The organism is Kitasatospora sp. McL0602 (genome assembly GCF_052076145.1).
Lineage (GTDB): Bacteria > Actinomycetota > Actinomycetes > Streptomycetales > Streptomycetaceae > Kitasatospora.
This window is the reverse complement of record NZ_CP197246.1, coordinates 2,543,475-2,558,350: the sequence shown is the minus strand read 5'-3', so window position 1 is coordinate 2,558,350 and position 14,876 is coordinate 2,543,475. Positions and strand designations below refer to the sequence as shown.

Sequence of the window (14,876 nt, the reverse complement as noted above, 5' to 3'; positions counted from 1 at the left end):
GGGAGCCGTACCAGGCGCCGTGACCGGCACCTGGCCCAGGACCGCCCTAGCGCTGCCGTACATCGGCATGCTGCTGGTGGTCTCCCTCGACTACCTCAGCAACACCGAAGTGACGGTCGAACCGGCCCTCACCGCCGTCCCCGCGCTGGCCGCCGTGGTCAGCCGGCGTACCTGGTACCCGCTGCTGATCGGGCTCTGCACCGAGGCCGCGGCCTTCCTGATGGCCTTCTACGACGACGTGCTGGGCGAGTCCGTGCACAGTGCCACCGTCTTCGCGATCGCCCTGGTCGCCGGGATCGGCTGGGTCAGCGTCACCCTGCGGCTGCGCCAGGAGCGGGCGCTCGCCGACGCGCAGGTGGTGGCCGAGATCGCCCGCCGGGTGCTGCTGCGCTCCGTCCCCGACCGGGTCGGCAGCGTGCGGGCCGCCGTCCACTACGCCGCCGCCGCCGCGCACGCGTCGATCGGCGGTGACCTGTACGAGATCGTCAACACCCGGCACGGCGTCCGGGCGGTGGTCGGCGACGTCCGGGGCAAGGGGCTCAACGCCGTCGAGACGGCGGCCGCCGTGCTCGGCGCCTTCCGCGAGGCCGCGCACCAGGAGCCGGCCCTGGAGAAGGTGGCCGGCTGGCTGGCCGTCAGCCTCGACCGGGCCCTGCACGAGAACGACCACCCGGGCGTGGAGGAGGAGTTCGTCACCCTCGTCCTGATCGGCGTCGGCCCCGACGGCGCCGCCGAGATCGTGAACTGCGGCCACCCCGCACCGCTGCTGCTCCGGGCCGGGGAGCCCGTCCGCGCCCTGGAGCTGGCCGAGACCGTCCCGCCGCTCGGCGTCCTCGACCCGGCCGACGTCCACCCGCCCGTCCAGCGGATCGCCATCCGGCCCGGCGACCGCGTCCTCCTCTTCACCGACGGCGTGATCGAGGCCCGCAACCGCCAGGGCACCTTCTACCCCCTCGCCGAACGCCTCCCGCACTGCGCCACCGGCGGCCCCGTCGAAGTCCTCCACCGCCTCCACGAGGACGTCGTCCGCCACGTCGGCCGCACCCTCGGCGACGACGCCGCGATGCTCCTCCTCCAGTACGAGCCGCACCCTCTCCCGCACCAGGCCGGGCAGCTGGCGGCGGAACTTCACGCAGCCGGCTAGCAGGTCAGAGCGAGACCTGTACGACCAGGGGCCGGTGGTCCGAAACGCCGGTCCGGGGGGCCTCGGCGGAGCCGACCGAGCTTCGGGGGACGCCCATCGCCAGGACGTGGTCGAACTGGACCGCCGGGCGGTGGGAGGGGTAGGTCGGGGTCTTCGCCAGGTCGTACCAGCCGTGCAGGCGCGGGCGAGGCTCGCGGACGCGCCGCCGCCGGGGGCCGGGCTGGAGGATGCGGGCCTGCCGTGCGGCGCGGGCGTCCCGGACGCGGTCGCGGGCGCCGGTGCTGCCGAGCACGGTGCGCGGCACCGCGCCGATCAGGTTGAAGTCGCCGAGCACCAGGCAGGGCCTCGGCAGATCCGCGACCCACCGGCGGATCGCGGCGAGCTGCGCCATGTTCCAGCCCGGCACGAACGACAGGTGCGTCGCGACGACGGTGAACTGCCCGCGCTCGCCCTGGAGTACGGCGGCGAGCGCCGCCCGGGGCTCGTCCGGCACGGGAGTGAGGCCGCGCCGCCCGGCGACCCGCAGCGGCAGCCCGAACGGCGCGGGGGCGAACCGGCGGGCGCGCCAGTGGTGCACCGGCAGCCGGGTCAGCAACGCGGTGCCGTACGAGGGGAGTTCGGTGGCGGTGCCGACCTCGGACGGGCCGTAGACCGTCAGGCCCGGCCGGGCCGGGTCGGTCAGCCAGCCGGCCAGCGGGGCCGGGCGGCCGTGCAGGGCGGCGGCGAACCGCCAGTCCGCGGCGCCCATCGCCTTCGCGGCGACGGCGGCCTGGTCGGTGAAGCCGGAGCGTTCCTGGTGGCGGTCGACCTCCTGGAGCGCGAGCACGTCCGCGTCCAGGGCGGCGATCGCCTCGCTCAACGGCTCTCCCGGCTCGGCGGTCAGCGGCAGCGGGGTGCCGTCCGGGGCGAGGGGTTGACCGTGCAGCAGGTTGAAGGTGGCGATACGCAGCTGGGTCACCGTACGACCGTACCGGTTCGCGAGCGCACCGGTGGCTTGAGTCCGGGGCACATACCGGGTATACATACTCGGTATGTCCATCCGTCACGGTCTGCTCGCCCTGCTCGACCAGGGCCCGCGCTACGGCTATCAGCTGCGCACCGAATTCGAGGCCCGCACCGGCGCCACCTGGCCGCTGAACGTCGGCCAGGTCTACACCACGCTGGGCCGCCTGGAACGGGACGGCCTCGTCGCACCGCACGGTGAGGACGAGGAGGGGCACGTCTACTACGCCGTCACCGATGCAGGACGCACGGAACTGCGCTCCTGGTTCGACAGCCCGGTGCTCCGGACCACTCCGCCGCGCGACGAGCTGGCGATAAAGCTCGCGATGGCCGTCACCGTGCCCGGGGTCGACGTCACCGGCGTCGTCCAGGGCCAGCGCAGGCACAGCATGAAGGCGCTCCAGGACTACACCCGGCTGAAGGGCCAGGCGATCGCCGCCGACGCGGGCAGACAGGAGGACCTCGCCTGGCTGCTGGTGCTGGAGCAGCTCATCTTCCAGACCGAGGCCGAGATCCGCTGGCTCGACCACTGCGAGAGCCGCCTCGTCCAGCGGGCCGCCGAGCCGCCCGAGCCGCCCGGGGCGACCGAAGCCCCGGCCAAGCCCAAGCGCCGCCGCAGCCTCCTCTAGAACGCGCACGTCACCAGTTCGCCCGAACCGCAACGAACAACCGCAGGGGGAAAGTTGACCACCTCACAAGCCGAAGGCAACGCCGCGCCGGTGCTCTACCTGGAGGGCGTCACCCGCGTCCACGGGCATGGCACGACCGAGGTGCACGCGCTGCGTGGAGTCGATCTCAAGGTGCACCCGGGGGAGTTCGTCGCCGTGATGGGCCCCTCCGGCTCCGGCAAGTCCACCCTGCTGACCCTGGCGGGCGGGCTGGACAGCCCGACGGCCGGCCAGGTGCTGGTCGAGGGCGTCGCCCTGGGCTCGCTCAACCGCAAGCGGCTGGCCCAGGTCCGCCGCCGGTCCATCGGGTACGTCTTCCAGGACTACAACCTCATCCCCGCGCTGACGGCCGCCGAGAACATCGCGCTGCCCCGCGAGCTGGACGGCATATCCAGCCGTGCCGCCCGCCGGGAGGCCCTCGCCGCGCTGACCGAGCTCGGCATCGAGGAGCTGGCCGACCGCTTCCCCGACAACATGTCCGGCGGCCAGCAGCAGCGCGTTGCCATCGCCCGCGCCCTGATCGGCGACCGCCGCCTGGTGCTCGCGGACGAGCCGACCGGCGCCCTCGACTCGACCACCGGCGAGGCGGTGCTCGCCGTGCTGCGGGCCCGCTGCGACGCCGGGGCCGCCGCCATGATGGTCACCCACGAGGCCCGGCACGCTGCCTGGGCCGACCGCGTGGTCTTCCTGCGGGACGGCCTGATGGTCGACCAGAGCGTCAGTCGGGACGCCGCCAGTCTGCTGGTCTCCGCCGCGACCAACAGCATCAACGGGCCGGTGGCCGAGTGAAGCTCACCGCCTGGCGGGTCGCCCTCCGCATCGCCCGCCGCGACGCCCTGCGGGCCAAGGGTCGCAGCGCGCTCGTCCTCGCCATGATCGCTCTGCCCGTCCTCGGGGTGACGGGCGCCGACGTGTTCTACCGCAGCGGGCAGCTGACGCCGAGCGAGACGGCCGTCCGCACGCTGGGCGGCGCCGACGCCCTGGTCTCCGTCCTCAGCCCGGGGATCATCGCGACCCAGGCCCCGAACGCCGACGAGGGCCGCAGCGGCCGGAGCCCCGTCCCGGGCACGGTCGCCACCCCCGAGCAGCAGAAGAGCCTCAGCACCGACGCGACGGTGCTGGTCAAGCAGCTGCTGCCGACCGGCAGCGTGCTCATCCCGGTGGCCGTCGGCAACGGTGGTGTCACCAGCACCAAGGACGGCCAGCTCCGGGTCAGCACCGCCGAGGCCGACCTCACCGACCCGGTCTGGCGCGGCAAGCTCAACCTGACCGGCGGCCGCGCCCCCGCAGCGCCGCAGGAGATCGCCGCCACCCAGCACTTCCTCGACGAGGCCGGTCTGAAGGTCGGTGACACCACCACGGTGCGCGGCCTCGAAGGCAAGCCCTTCACCATCACCGCTGCCGTCGAGTACCCCGGCTCCCTCAAGAACGACGCGCTGATCGGCCGCCCCGGCAGCCTGCTCGCCCCACTCGCCGACAAGCGCGGCGACACCGGCGACCGGGCAGTCGGCAAGGCCGACGACTGGCTGGTCAAGCTGCCCGCCGGCGCCGTCCTGGACTGGCCGAAGGTGCTGGAGCTCAACAAGTACGGCTTCACCGCGACTTCGCGCACCGTCCTGTTCGACCCGCCCGCCCGCTCGCAGGTGCCGTACTTCGTCGATCAGGACAGGTACCAGGGCGAGAACGGGATGAGCAACACCGTCGTGGTGGCGCTCGGCACCGTCGCCGGCATGGCGCTGCTGGAGATCGTCCTGCTGGCCGGCCCGGCCTTCGCCGTCGGCGCCCGCCGCTCGCGCCGCCAGCTCGGGCTGCTGGCCGCCGGTGGCGGTGACCGCTCGCACGTCCGGGCCGTGGTGCTCGGCGGCGGCGTGGTGCTCGGCCTCGCCGGGGCCGTCACCGGGGTGGTGCTCGCGATCGTCTCGGTCGCGGCCGTCCGCCCGCTGGCCGAGATGTACTCCGGGTCGCGCTTCGGCCACTTCGGCCTGGAGCCGCTCGACCTGCTCGGCATCGCCGCGATCGGCCTGGTCACCGGCCTGCTGGCGGCGATCGTCCCGGCCGTCCAGGCCTCCCGGCAGGACGTCGTCGAGGCGCTCACCGGCCGGGGCTCGGTCAAGCCCGCGAGCCGCAAGCTCGCCCTGCTGGGCCTGCTCATGGTGGTCGGCGGCGCCGCGCTCGCCCTCGGCGGCCAGGCCTTCGGCCACCGCACCACGGCCGTCCTCGGCGGCTCGATGATCGCCGAGCTGGGCATGGTCGCCTGCACACCCGTCCTGGTCGGCCTCTTCGGCCGCCTCGGCCGCTGGCTGCCGCTCAGCCCCCGGCTCGCCCTGCGCGACTCCGTGCGCCACCGCGGCCGCACCGCCCCCGCCGTGGCCGCCGTGATGGCGGCGGTCGCCGGCACCGTCGCCGTCGGCATCTACAGCGCCAGCAACGACCAGCAGAACCGCGAGCACTACGAGGCGAGGCTGCCCAGCGGCGGCGTGGCCATCTCGCTCGGCTGGTCGCGCGACGTCGACACCAGGACGCTGTCGCAGCAGGCCGACGCCGTCGAGCGGTCCATCCCCGCCCTCGGGGCCCGGGGCGACATCTTCCAGACCCACTACAAGGGTGACTGCCGTACGTCGCGCGAGTGCGGGAGCGTCGACATCGTGCTCCCCAAGGAGCGCCGCTGCCCGGCCAACGACCCGGACGTGACCCAGCAGCTGAGCCCGGCCGACTTCAACCGGCTGAGCCAGGACCCCCGCTGCCGCAACCAGACCTACTACAGCGGCGGCTACGGCTCCGTCCCCTCCGGCGACGCGACGGTGCTGCGCAACCTGTTCGGGGTGAAGGACCCGGCGGCCGAGCAGGCGCTCGCCCAGGGCAAGGCGGTCGTCTTCGACGCCAAGTACCTCAAGGACGGCAAGGTCACCATCGGCCTCCAGGACCCGTGGAAGGCGACCGCCACCGGTGCCTCGGTCGGCCCCGGCGGGGTCGTCGCAGAGAGCAGCAAGCCGCAGACGCACCTGGTCACGGTCGACGCGGTGCTCACCACCGCACAGGTCCAGGCCGGTGCCGCGCTGATCACGCCCGAGACGGCCCAGCGGCTGGGCATGACCACCAGCCCGAGCGGCGCCGTCTGGCTGCCCACCGCGGCGCCCTCCAGCTCCTCCGAGCAGAAGGCCATCGCGGCCGCTAGCAAGATCAGCTCCGAGGGCGAGGTCCAGGTCGAACGCGGCTACCGCTCCCAGCAGACGCTGACCATGATCGGCCTGAGCGGCTTCGCCGCCGTCGTCGCACTCGGCGCCGCCGGCATAGCCACCGGTCTCGCGGCCGCCGACTCGCAGCGGGACCTCGCCACCCTGGCGGCGGTCGGCGCGACCGGAGGCATCCGACGCAGGCTCTCCGGCTTCCAGTGCGGGGTGATCGCCGCGATGGGCGCCGTCCTCGGCACCATCTCCGGAGTCGTCCCGGCGGTCGCCCTGCGCAAGGTCGAGGCCCTCGCGTCGGGCGCCTCGGGGATGCAGAGCGACCTGCACAGCCGGGTGGTCATCGCCATCCCGTGGCAGACCCTGGGCCTCACCCTGATCGGGCTGCCCACCGTGGCCGTCCTGCTCGCGATGCTCTTCACCCGCTCCCGGCTGACCCTGGGCCGCCGCAGCGAGTGACACCTCGCGGCCAGTGACACCGCACGCAGCCGGCCGGTCCCCAGGGGCCGGCCGGCCGCGGTCAGTTCCCGGCCCTAGCGCAGCGCCCCCGCACGGGCGAACTAAAGTCGTCCGTATGACGAAAACCCCGGACAGCGCCGTCCGCTCCTTCATCGACCAGCACCAGAGCGCCTTCCTCGCCGATCTGGCCGACTGGCTGCGCATCCCGTCCGTCTCGGCCGACCCGGCGCGGGCCGGCGAGGTCCGCCGCTCGGCGGAGTGGCTGGCCGCGAAGCTGGGCGAGACCGGCTTCCCGGTGGCCGAGGTCTGGGAGACGGACGGCCTGCCCGCGGTCTTCGCCGAGTGGCCCTCCGGTGACGCCGCGGCGCCGACCGTGCTGGTCTACGGCCACCACGACGTGCAGCCGGCCGCGAAGGAGGACGGCTGGGCCACCGACCCGTTCGAACCGACGGTCGTCGGCAAGCAGCTGTTCGCCCGGGGCGCGGCGGACGACAAGGGCCAGGTCTTCTTCCACACCCTCGGAGTCCGGGCCCACCTGGCGGCCACCGGCCGCACGGCGCCCGCCGTCAACCTCAAGCTGCTGATCGAGGGCGAGGAGGAGTCCGGCTCGCCGAGCTTCGCCGCGCTGGTGCGCCGCGAGGCCGAGCGGCTGGCCGCCGATGTCGTGATCATCTCCGACACCGGCATGTGGTCCGAGACCACACCGACCGTCTGCACCGGCATGCGCGGCCTGATGGACGCCCAGATCGACTTCTTCGGGCCGGACACCGACATCCACTCCGGCTCCTTCGGCGGCGCCGTCCCCAACCCGGCGACGGTCGCAGCCGAGCTGGCGGCCGCGCTGCACGACGCGGACCGCAGGGTCTCCGTCCCCGGCTTCTACGACGGCATCGTCGAGCTGACCGAGCGCGAGCGCGAACTCTTCGCCGCGCTGCCCTTCGACGAGCAGCAGTGGCTGCGCGTCGCCAAGTCGTACGGCACCGAGGGTGAGGCCGGGTACAGCACGCTGGAGCGCATCTGGGCTCGTCCGACGGCCGAGGTCAACGGCATCTGGGGCGGCTACACCGGCCCTGGCGGCAAGACCATCGTGCCCGCCGAGGCGCACCTCAAGCTCTCCTTCCGGCTGGTCGCCGGGCAGGAGCCCGAGAAGGTCCGGGAGGCCGTCCGGGCCTGGGTCGCCACCCGGGTGCCCGAGGGCATCCGGTACGAGCTGGTCTTCCCCGGCTCGACCCGGCCCTGCCTGACGCCGCTCGACCACCCGGCGCTGCAGTCCACCGTCCGGGCGATGGGCCGGGCCTTCCAGCAGGAGATCCTCTTCACCCGCGAGGGCGGTTCGGGGCCGGCCGCCGACCTCCAGGACGTGCTCGGCGCGCCGGTGCTCTTCCTCGGCATCTCGGTGCCCTCGGACGGCTGGCACTCCGTCAACGAGAAGGTCGAGCTCGACCTGCTCGTCAAGGGCGTCGAGACCGCCGCCTACCTGTGGGGCGATCTGGCCGAGAACTGGCCGCAGGCGTGAACCGCCCGCACGACTGTCACCACTACTCGCACGACCAGCCGCACGACTGTCTGCACGATGACCCGAACGGGGATGGACCGAGTTGAGCACCGTGCCTGAAACCGCTGCCAAGCCCGCCGGCGCCGAGCCGGAGAGGGGGCTCGCGCTGGCCCGCGCCGGTGTCGACCGCGCTGCGCAGCACCGCTTCGACGAGCCCTGGCTGGCGGCGGCCTGGAGCCACCCGACCACCAAGGTGCTGCCGATCTCCGGTGGCGAGGCCTTCGTGGTCGACACCGACGAGGGCACCGAGCTGGTGCTGATGCCCTCCTTCGAGGCGCCGCAGACGGGGGACCGTTACTTCCTCGGCACCGACGAGGACGGCATCTCGTACTTCGCGCTGGCGGACGACAGCCTGCCGGGCCGGCTGGACGGCGACGCCCGTCCGGCCGGGCTGCGTGAGGTCGGGGCGCAGCTCAGCGGCCGGGACGCGGGGCTGCTGGTGCACGCCGTCGCCCTGGAGCACTGGCACCGGCTGCACAGCTTCTGCTCCCGCTGTGGCCACCCGACCGAGAAGGCCGGAGCCGGCCACGTCCGCCGCTGCACCTCCTGCGCGGCGGAGCACTACCCGCGCACCGACCCGGCGGTGATCATGCTGATCACCGACGAGCAGGACCGCTGCCTGCTGGGCCGTCAGGCGATCTGGCCGGAGGGCCGCTGGTCCACGCTCGCCGGGTTCGTCGAGCCGGGCGAGTCGCTGGAGCAGGCGGTGGCCCGCGAGGTGCTGGAGGAGGCCGGGGTGCGGGTGGCCCAGGTCGAGTACGTGGCGAGCCAGCCGTGGCCCTTCCCGGCCAGCCTGATGCTCGGCTTCATGGGCAAGGCGGACCCGGCCGGCACCGCGATCACGGTGGACGGCGAGGAGCTGGCGGAGGCGCGCTGGGTCTCCCGCGAGGAGCTGCGGGCCGGAATGGCGGCGGGGGAGCTGCTGCCGCCGTCCGGAATTTCGATCGCCCGTCATCTGGTCGAACTCTGGTACGGGGAACCGCTGCCTTCTTCGGCCCGCTGGTAAGTGTACGGATTCTGATCGGCGGAGAATCAAACCGAAAGGGGGCGTGCGGTGAATGGCCGCGCGCCCCCTTTCTGCTTCTTCTGCCGCTATTCGAAAGCCACTCGAAAACTGCTCGGCGACTACTCGACTTCCAGCCAGCAGTTGACGGTCTTGCCGCTCAGTCTGGTGGTCACCGTCCACCGGCTGCAGAGCGCGGAGACGATCGCCAGGCCCCGGCCGTGGGAGTCCTCCGGGGCGGCCTCGCGGGCCTGCGGCAGGCCGCGCCCGAAGTCCGCCACGGAGATCTGCAACGCGGTGTCGGTGAGCGCCAGGGTGATCGAGATGGCCCCCTGCCCGTAGCGCAGGGCGTTGGTGACCAGCTCGGACACCAGCAGCTCGGCGCTGTCGGCGAGCTCCGGGCTGCCCCAGGCGGCCAGGGCCGTCCTGGTCAGCCGCCTGGAGCGGCCGACGTTGCCGGGGCGGGGTGGGAAGGTGGCCGTCGCGGACCACGCGCCGTGCTCGGCGGCTGCGAGAGCCCGTCCGGGTCGGCGCTCGGCCCCGGACGGGGAGGTGCTGTGCTGCTCGGACTGCCGCGCGTCGGGTTGGCGCGCCGCTCTGGTTTCGGGCATGGTTCCGCCCCCGGGAGTGCTGGTGGGAGTTCCTGCGGACTGGCGGACTGGCGGGCTGAGCCGGGGCAGAGTTGGGTAGGTCGGCCTCGGAATCCCCAATCCCGGCCAATAGTGGCGGGTTTGGCTGAAATGGCGCAAGCCCAATCGCTACATTCACTCGGGTGACAATTCCCCGGGGCAGTGCCCAATCCCCCAAGTACCAGCGGCTGGCCGCAGATCTGCGCCGCCGCATCGCGGCCGGCGAGTGGCGCGGCGACGTCGCACTGCCGGTCGAGACCGAGCTGGAGCAGCACTACGGCGTGGCCCGCAACACCGTGCGGCTCGCAGTGGACGTGCTGGTCAACGAGGGGAGGCTGATCCGCCTCCAGGGCAAGGGCACCTATCTGAAGGACCATCCGGTGCTCGACCACCGCGCGTACGGGCCCACCCTCGTGCCGGGCCAGCGCGACTGCCTGGCCGGGCCGACCGAGGTCTACACGAAAGAGGCACGCTCGGCGGGCCGTGAGTTGACGGTCGACTTCGAGATGCTCATCGTCCGGGCCCGGGTGGACATCGCCGAACGGCTCGGGATGCGGCCCGGCGAGGCGGTGGTCGTCCGGCGCCAGCTGCGGCTGATCGACCGTGAGCCGTACTCGATCGAGGAGAGCCACTACCGGGCCGGCCTGGCGGCGGGCACACCGCTGATGGAGCCGGACGCCGTGCCCGGCGGCGACGAGGAGGTGCTGAACGCGCTCGGGCGGACCGAGATCGGCGGCGTCGACCACCTGGTCTCGCGGATGCCGGGGCCGGAGGAGTCGGCCTGGTTCCAGGGCGGCCCCGGAGTGCCGCTGCTGGTGCAGACCCGGGTCACGTACGACACCCGGGGGCCGGTCCGGGTGATCGAGACGCGCTACTCGGCGGACCGCTGCCGCCTGGTCTACGGGCTCGGCGAACTGGGAGCCCGGGTCGAGCTGGGGGCCCGGGTCTGAGTGCGCCCGGGTCTGGGCGTGCCCGGGTCTGAGTGCGCCCGGGTCTGGGCGTGCCCGGGTCCGGGTGGCCGTGGCTGGCCGCCCCGACCCGGGCTCGGGGCTCAGGCGGCCAGTGCCTTCTTCACCTGGATCAGGCTCGGGTTGGTCATCACGACCCGCTCGCCACCGGCGGCGGGCTCGACGATGACGGTCGGGACGACCTGGTTGCCGTTGTTGACCGACTCGACGTAGGCGGCCGAGGCCGGGTCCTCCTCGATGTTGATCACGTTGTAGCCGATGCCCTCGCGGTCCAGCTGGCTCTTGAGGCGGTTGCAGTAGCCGCACCAGGTCGTGCTGTACATCGTCACGCTGCCGGACATCGCGGGGGCTCCTTCGAGAGAGGGCGTACGGTCGGAGGGGAGAACGTGTCGCGGGCGCCGGGCATTCCGCGTACGCGAGGGGCGTGTGCGCGGCCGCGCGCGCCTGCCGGTGTGGTGATTGTCAGCTGATCCGGCCGGGGCTGTGGACAACTCTCGGCAGAATCTCGGTCGAGCCTGTAAGGATCACCGGACAAGGTGATCCGAGACCCGGGGCAGGCAGAGCGGCTCCGGCGGGCTGAGAGGATGGTCGGCATGCAGGAAGAGCTCCCGGGCGGTTACGACCGTGGCCCGTACCACCCCTCCGCCGGTGCCGCGCCGATCGGTGCCGACGCCGTGCTCGCGGGCCTCGACCCCGAGCAGCGGGCGGTCGCCACCGCCCTGCACGGGCCCGTCTGCGTCCTGGCCGGCGCCGGGACGGGCAAGACCCGCGCCATCACCCACCGGATCGCCTACGGCGTGCGCAGCGGCGTCTTCCAGCCGCAGCAGGTGCTCGCCGTGACGTTCACCGCCCGAGCGGCGGGGGAGATGCGCGGGCGGCTGCGCCAGCTCGGCGCCGAGGGCGTGCAGGCCCGCACCTTCCACTCCGCCGCGCTGCGCCAGCTCCAGTACTTCTGGCCGCGCGCCGTCGGCGGCGAGGTGCCCCGGCTGCTGGAGCGCAAGGTGCAGCTGGTCGCCGAGGCCGCCGGGCGCAGCGGCCTGCGCGTCCAGCGCACCGAGCTGCGCGACCTCACCGCCGAGATCGAGTGGGCCAAGGTCACCCAGATCGTGCCCGACGACTACCCGGCCGCCGTCGTCAAGACCGGCCGCGACGCCCCGCGCGACCCGGCCGAGATCGCCAAGGTCTACGCCACCTACGAGCAGACCAAGCGCGACCGCGGCGTGATCGACTTCGAGGACGTGCTGCTGCTCACCGCCGCCATCCTGGAGGACCGGCCGGAGATCGCCGAGCGGGTCCGCGCCCAGTACCGGCACTTCACGGTCGACGAGTACCAGGACGTCTCCCCGCTCCAGCAGCGCCTGCTCGACCAGTGGACGCAGGGCGGCGCCAGCCTCTGCGTGGTCGGTGACGCCAGCCAGACCATCTACTCCTTCACCGGCGCGACGCCCGACTACCTGCTGAACTTCCGCACCCGGCACCCGGAGGCGACGGTCGTCAAGCTGGTCCGGGACTACCGCTCCACCCCGCAGGTGGTGCACCTGGCCAACGGCCTGCTCGCCAAGGCCCGGGGCCAGGCCGCCCAGCACCGGCTGGAGTTGGTCTCCCAGCGCGAGGCCGGGCCCGAGCCGGTCTACGTCGAGTACGCCGACGAGCCGACCGAGGCCGAGTCCACCGCGCACCGGATCAAGGACCTGCTCGGCAAGGGCGTCCGCGCCAGTGAGATCGCGGTGCTCTTCCGCACCAACGGCCAGTCCGAGGTCTACGAGCAGGCGCTCGCCGACCTGGGCGTGGCGTACCAGCTCAAGGGCGCCGAGCGGTTCTTCGAGCGCCCCGAGGTCCGGGACGCCGTGATGCTGCTGCGCGGCGCCGCCAGGGCCGGCTCCGACCCGCTCACGGCGGGCGCGCCCGATCTCGCCGGGCAGACCCGCGCGGTGCTGGCCAGCCGGGGCTTCACGCCGGAGCCCCCGGCCGGCTCGGGCACCGTCCGCGAGCGCTGGGAGTCGTTGGCGGCCCTGGTGCGCCTCGCCGAGGAGTTCGAGGCCGCCCGCACCCTGGCGGGCGAGGGCACCGACCTGGCCGCGTACGTCACCGAGCTGGACGCCCGCGCCGCCGCCCAGCACGCCCCCGCCGTCGAGGGCGTCACGCTGGCCTCGCTGCACGCCGCCAAGGGCCTGGAGTGGGACGCGGTCTTCCTGGTCGGCCTCACCGAGGGCACCCTGCCGATCATCTACGCCAAGACCGACGAGCAGATCGAGGAGGAGCGCCGGCTGCTCTACGTCGGGGCGACGCGCGCCCGGGTGCACCTCTCGCTCTCCTGGGCGCTCTCCCGCTCCCCGGGCGGGCGCGCGAGCCGCAAGCCGACCCGCTTCCTGGACGGCCTGCGCCCCGGCTCCAACGCCCCCGGCCCGCGCACCCGGGGCGGGCAGGGCGGCGTCGAGTTCGGCGCCGACCGCCCGGCGGCCCGGAAGGCGCGCGGCCCGGTCAAGTGCCGGGTCTGCGACCGCACGCTCATCGAGGCCGTCGAGCGCAAGCTGCGCCGCTGCGAGACCTGCCCGTCCTCGATGGACGAGGCGCTCTTCGAGCGGCTCCGGGGCTGGCGCGCCGAGCAGGCCCGCAAGCAGGGCGCCCCGGCGTACGTGGTGTTCACCGACGCGACGCTGATGGCGATCGCCGAGGACGTCCCCAAGACCGAGCGTGAACTGGCGGTGATCTCGGGCGTCGGTGCGATGAAGCTGGACAAGTACGGGGCCGACGTGCTCTCGTTGTGTTCGGGGGAAGAACCAGTGGACGCCTTGATCGAGCCGGAAGACGCGATCGAGCCGCCTGCCGACGACACCCCTGAGGACGTTCCGGGGGAGTTCGACGAGTCGGCCTGAGCCGCTCGCGATGATCACTTCGGGCAACACCTCGAAACTCGCCGGAAAAATAGTTTGCGCGCCGCACATCACGCGCAATAGCCTGCCGGAGCGGTCAAGGAGACGAGATCGCAAGCTGTACGGGGTCACTCCTGTCACAGCATCCCCATGCGCACCATCAGCTGTGCCGTTCGACTGCATCACCGCTCGACTGCTTCACCCGCTTGACCTGACAGACATCCGAACACCGGAGCCCGGGGGACTGGGATCCGCGAGACGCCGAGAGGAGGCGAAGACAGTGTCGATGACCACGATCACCAAAATGACTGGCCAGACCGTTTTTGCCATGCCCTCGTGCGCCTCGGCGCTGTTCGGCACCACCGGCGCCTCGTCCGCAGCTTCGCTCACGCGTGGCGTGGTCGTCCTCGCCGGGAATGGTCTGGGTCTCGACGCCACCGGTGTCGTCGCTGTTGTCAGTGGTCTTGGCAACACTGATGCAACCTTCGTCGAGTCTGGTCTGTCCATTGACTGGGCGACGTTCGAAGGCAGCCGTGAGCTGCGCAGCGAGCGAGGAATCCAGGCACCGAAGGCCGCAGTAGCCGCCGCCAAGCATGGCGACTATGCGCGGGTCATCGGTGCCGGAGCACCCCAGCAGCAGGACGCGAAGCAGATCGACCAGGCCAAGGCCGCCCTCCCGGGCGCCATGGCCGTCCGGATGCGGGCCTTCCGCGGGCCTCAACCCTGGAGAGAACGAACCTGAGTCAGCCTCAGGTCGGCGCCTCCAGGGCCGCGGAACCCGTACACCGGGTACCGCGGCCCTTCTGTTTTGTCCGGTACGTCAGACCCCCCTGGCCCTTCGGGGCCTCCGAGCCGGCCCCACCAGCCAGCCGGTTCGGAACCACAGAGAAGAAGACGAGGAACACCAAGTGCCAACGGTCATCACGCCGCCACTCCCGTCCGTACCGACAGACACGCTCACCAAGGCCGACCAGGCCGACCCCCCGGAGGTATCCCGCATGCAGCTCACCGTGAACGACGCCGAGGCGCTCGGCCTGCCCATCCCGTGCCGCGCCTTCGACCCCGAGGTCTTCTTCGCCGAGACCCCGGCGGACGTCGAGTACGCCAAGACCCTCTGCGGGACCTGCCCGGTGAAGGACGCCTGCCTGACGGGCGCGCTCGAGCGGCGTGAGCCGTGGGGCGTCTGGGGCGGCGAGCTCTTCGTCCAGGGTGTCGTCGTGGCCCGCAAGCGGCCGCGTGGCCGCCCGCGCAAGACCGAGGTCGCGGCGTGAGCCCCGCCGCCTCCGCAGGCGCCGTCCGCCGGGGAGAGCAGCCCCCGCTGGACACCGCACTGCGTCGTTCGATCCGCATCGCCGCTGCCAAGGCCGATGCAGCCCACTCCCGTCCGTTC

13 protein-coding genes are annotated in these 14,876 nt (G+C 72.9%); 10 read left to right on the top strand and 3 right to left on the bottom strand.

All coding sequences use genetic code 11. From position 1 onward, the window contains the following. Positions 1 to 19 precede the first annotated feature (19 nt). Positions 20 to 1,144, top strand: coding sequence for a PP2C family protein-serine/threonine phosphatase (locus ACR68M_RS11500; RefSeq protein WP_441250356.1), 1,125 nt, complete (start codon positions 20 to 22; stop codon positions 1,142 to 1,144). Positions 1,145 to 1,148: 4 nt separating this feature from the next. On the opposite strand, the gene ACR68M_RS11495 is transcribed toward ACR68M_RS11500, so the two are convergent. Further along, on the bottom strand, positions 1,149 to 2,102 hold the full coding sequence (locus ACR68M_RS11495) for an endonuclease/exonuclease/phosphatase family protein (RefSeq protein WP_441250355.1): 954 nt from the start codon (positions 2,100 to 2,102) through the stop codon (positions 1,149 to 1,151). Between the two features lie 73 nt (positions 2,103 to 2,175). Here ACR68M_RS11495 and ACR68M_RS11490 point away from each other — a divergent pair, with 73 nt between their 5' ends. From ACR68M_RS11490 to nudC, 5 genes are all read left to right on the top strand, one after another. Beyond that, positions 2,176 to 2,775: a PadR family transcriptional regulator gene (locus ACR68M_RS11490; RefSeq protein WP_441250354.1), complete on the top strand. Its 600-nt coding sequence runs from the start codon at positions 2,176 to 2,178 to the stop codon at positions 2,773 to 2,775. Between the two features lie 54 nt (positions 2,776 to 2,829). Next, positions 2,830 to 3,603, top strand: a complete 774-nt coding sequence (locus ACR68M_RS11485; protein WP_441250353.1) for an ABC transporter ATP-binding protein — start codon at positions 2,830 to 2,832, stop codon at positions 3,601 to 3,603. Then, positions 3,600 to 6,458: an FtsX-like permease family protein gene (locus tag ACR68M_RS11480; RefSeq protein ID WP_441250352.1), complete on the top strand. Its 2,859-nt coding sequence runs from the start codon at positions 3,600 to 3,602 to the stop codon at positions 6,456 to 6,458. The genes ACR68M_RS11485 and ACR68M_RS11480 overlap by 4 nt, the downstream gene beginning before the upstream one ends. A gap of 115 nt (positions 6,459 to 6,573) precedes the next feature. Continuing rightward, entirely contained in the window at positions 6,574 to 7,974 is a 1,401-nt protein-coding gene (locus ACR68M_RS11475) for a dipeptidase (RefSeq protein WP_441250351.1), read from the top strand. 145 nt (positions 7,975 to 8,119) lie between these two features. Then, a complete protein-coding gene (nudC, locus tag ACR68M_RS11470) occupies positions 8,120 to 9,019 on the top strand; it encodes an NAD(+) diphosphatase (RefSeq protein WP_441251582.1) in 900 nt (299 codons plus the stop codon). Positions 9,020 to 9,138: 119 nt separating this feature from the next. On the opposite strand, the gene ACR68M_RS11465 is transcribed toward nudC, so the two are convergent. Beyond that, entirely contained in the window at positions 9,139 to 9,627 is a 489-nt protein-coding gene (locus ACR68M_RS11465; protein WP_441250350.1) for an ATP-binding protein, read from the bottom strand. Between the two features lie 161 nt (positions 9,628 to 9,788). On the opposite strand from ACR68M_RS11465, the gene ACR68M_RS11460 reads away from it, so the two are divergent. Next, positions 9,789 to 10,595: a GntR family transcriptional regulator gene (locus tag ACR68M_RS11460; protein ID WP_441250349.1), complete on the top strand. Its 807-nt coding sequence runs from the start codon at positions 9,789 to 9,791 to the stop codon at positions 10,593 to 10,595. 101 nt (positions 10,596 to 10,696) lie between these two features. Here the strand turns inward: ACR68M_RS11460 and ACR68M_RS11455 are convergent, their stop codons facing one another. After that, positions 10,697 to 10,954: a mycoredoxin gene (locus tag ACR68M_RS11455; protein ID WP_441250348.1), complete on the bottom strand. Its 258-nt coding sequence runs from the start codon at positions 10,952 to 10,954 to the stop codon at positions 10,697 to 10,699. Between the two features lie 252 nt (positions 10,955 to 11,206). Here ACR68M_RS11455 and ACR68M_RS11450 point away from each other — a divergent pair, with 252 nt between their 5' ends. From ACR68M_RS11450 to ACR68M_RS11440, 3 genes are all read left to right on the top strand, one after another. Further along, positions 11,207 to 13,489, top strand: a complete 2,283-nt coding sequence (locus ACR68M_RS11450) for an ATP-dependent DNA helicase UvrD2 (protein ID WP_441250347.1) — start codon at positions 11,207 to 11,209, stop codon at positions 13,487 to 13,489. A 283-nt stretch (positions 13,490 to 13,772) separates the two neighbouring features. Next, complete coding sequence (locus tag ACR68M_RS11445; protein WP_441250346.1) at positions 13,773 to 14,228, top strand: hypothetical protein; 456 nt, start codon at positions 13,773 to 13,775, stop codon at positions 14,226 to 14,228. A gap of 166 nt (positions 14,229 to 14,394) precedes the next feature. Next, on the top strand, positions 14,395 to 14,757 hold the full coding sequence (locus tag ACR68M_RS11440; protein WP_441250345.1) for a WhiB family transcriptional regulator: 363 nt from the start codon (positions 14,395 to 14,397) through the stop codon (positions 14,755 to 14,757). The last annotated feature ends 119 nt before the right edge of the window (positions 14,758 to 14,876 follow it).